Source organism: Gudongella sp. DL1XJH-153 (genome assembly GCF_049310905.1).
In the GTDB taxonomy this organism is placed as follows: Bacteria; Bacillota; Clostridia; order Tissierellales; family Tissierellaceae; genus Gudongella.
In genome coordinates this window covers 1-2,395 of sequence record NZ_JBMEMN010000064.1, presented here as the reverse complement: position 1 = coordinate 2,395, position 2,395 = coordinate 1, and the positions used below count along the sequence as shown (strand labels likewise).

The 2,395-nt window shown below is 40.3% G+C and carries 2 protein-coding genes; both read left to right on the top strand.

The window, feature by feature from the left end; all coding sequences use genetic code 11:
• Window positions 1–116 precede the first annotated feature (116 nt).
• The gene (istA, locus tag ACOEN1_RS13310; protein WP_422487378.1) at window positions 117–1,616 is read left to right on the top strand and encodes an IS21 family transposase; all 1,500 of its coding nucleotides are present in this window, start codon (window positions 117–119) and stop codon (window positions 1,614–1,616) included.
• Window positions 1,613–2,329 carry an IS21-like element helper ATPase IstB gene (istB, locus tag ACOEN1_RS13305; protein ID WP_422487377.1) on the top strand — a complete coding sequence of 239 codons (717 nt, stop codon included), beginning with the start codon at window positions 1,613–1,615 and terminating at the stop codon, window positions 2,327–2,329. The genes istA and istB overlap by 4 nt, the downstream gene beginning before the upstream one ends.
• Window positions 2,330–2,395 lie beyond the last annotated feature (66 nt).

Sequence of the window (2,395 nt, the reverse complement as noted above, 5' to 3'; positions counted from 1 at the left end):
GTTTATGGTAATCTAAAAATGCGATAAATGGCAGTCAAAAATACAAAAAGTAATTGCCAGTACAAACCTAACAATATACCCTATTAAGTGACTAAGCTTATAGGGGAGGAAAGGAAGTGCTGACAATTACTCAAGTCAATTATATCCGAGAACTGTTCTTTTTGGAAGGCAAAACATACTCAGAAATTTGCAAAATGACCGGAAAGAACTATCGCACCATCAAAAAATATGTTGAAATGGATGATTTCAACCAGAAACAACACAAAGCCAAAAGACCAAACAAGTCTGATCCATTAAGACCTATCATCAGAAAGTGGCTAACTGAGGATAAATCAAGGCATCACAAGCAAAGACATACTGCAAAGAGAGTCTATGACAGGCTCAAAGAAGAGCACCCTGATATCTTAAAGGTCTCAGAGAGAACCGTAAGAGACATCGTCAAGCAAGAAAAAGCAAAGGTGTTTGGCTCAGATGATGCCCATTTGCTCCTTGACCATCCAGGAGGCGAAGCTCAAGTTGACTTTGGAAGCTTTGAGGCATTTGAGAACGGAGCCAAGAAGAAGCTTCACGAGCTCATACTTTCGTTTCCAAAATCCAATGCAGGCTATGCAGTGGCAACAAGGAGTGAAACAAGAGAAGCGCTCCTTGAAGGCCTTGTCACAATATTTAATTTCATAGGCCATGTTCCAAGCTCAATTCGGTTTGACCAAATGTCATCAGCAGCCCTTAGAACCAGGGATGAAAAAGGTCTTGTCAAGGTAGCAGACCCAGTAATGCGATTCTCAACCCACTACGGATTTAGCATTAAGTTCTGCAACCCGGACAGTGGCAATGAAAAGGGGAATGTCGAAAACAAGGTGGGTACTATCAGGAGAAACCTGTTTGTACCAGAACCCACCATAACAGACCTTGATGAATTCAACAAAGAGCTACTTGAGAAGTGCCTCAAGAAAAACAAAGAGATTCACTACCGCTTCAAGGAACCCATAGAAAAACTCTTTGAAGAGGAGAAGGTCTTGATGATACCAGTTAGCAAAGTTCAATTTGATACAGCAAAGTATGAGACGAGAAAGGTAAACAAGTATGGGCTAATTGACTACTCATCATGCCGCTATTCAGTCAGTCCCAAGTATGTTGGACAATCAGTCATACTTAAGGTAAAGGCCAATGAGATAGAGATATTCTCAAAAGACCTATCGGAAAGAATCACCACTCATCAAAGACTCTTTGAAAAAGGCAGTGAGTCAATCAATTACATAGACTTTATCGACATAATCAAGGTAAGGCCAAATGCATTGAAATACTCAGGAATCTACTCACTCTTGCCAGATTCATGGCAGGTCTACCTTCAGTCCCTGGATAAGGATTCCTTTAAACAAGCCTTTGATACCCTGAAAACAATCCTCATTGAAGATGATATGGACTATGCAGACAGGGTTCTAAGGGAGACAACAAAGCATGATACAAGATCACCTGAAGCCATAGCAGTTACATACAAGAGACTTAAAGAGAACAGCATAATCTACGATGGTTCATTACACTTCCCATCAGACTTACCCCTTTACGAAGTTGATACATCCCAATACGACATACTTATGGGAGGTAACTATCAATGAGGGAAGAAATCAGCAAGTACCAAAGAAAGCTAAAGCTATCAAACAACCTCATGGAAATCTATCCAGCAATCAAAGCCGATAGCCAGGAAGAATTTCTTCTAAAGCTATTAAAGGAACTCCATGAAGACCGTGAGGAAAAGAGACGGATCAGAAATCTAAACAGTGCAGGATTCCAAGTGGTCAAATCCCTTGAAGGCTATGATTTTTCACAAATCAGATTTCCAGAATCTCTTCAGCTCCACAATGTCGAGTCCCTATCCTTCCTCCAAAAGAAGGAGAATCTGATACTCTACGGAGCAGTTGGAACAGGAAAGACACATCTGTCAGTGGCTCTTGGAGTCAAAGCAATCAACCAAGGCAAGAAAGCGGTATTCTACCGTGTACATGATCTGATTAATCAACTTGAATCAGAGGATATGAAGAAAGTTGCCAAAGTACACAAGAAAATCAACCAGGCAGACCTGTTAATACTTGATGAATGGGGTTACCTTCCCCTTCATCAAGAGGGAGCCAGACTATTGTTTGATATCATCTCATCATGCTATGAGACCAAAAGCGTCATCATCACAACCAATATTGAATTTGGCAGATGGAAAGGATTCCTGTTTGATGAAAAGCTGACAGCTGCAATAGTTGATAGGCTTGTACACCATTCACATATGTTGATATTTACAGGAAAAAGCTATCGTATGGCAAATTCATTGATGAAGTGATTAAGGTTAGTACTGGTAATTGTATTTTTGCTTGCCAAAAGTTGCAGTTTTCTATTGCCAAATACA

Excerpts from the sequence above, each read along its gene's own strand:
- istB (WP_422487377.1), top strand. The coding sequence starts at position 1,613 with ATGAGGGAAGAAATCAGCAAGTACCAAAGAAAGCTAAAGCTATCAAAC.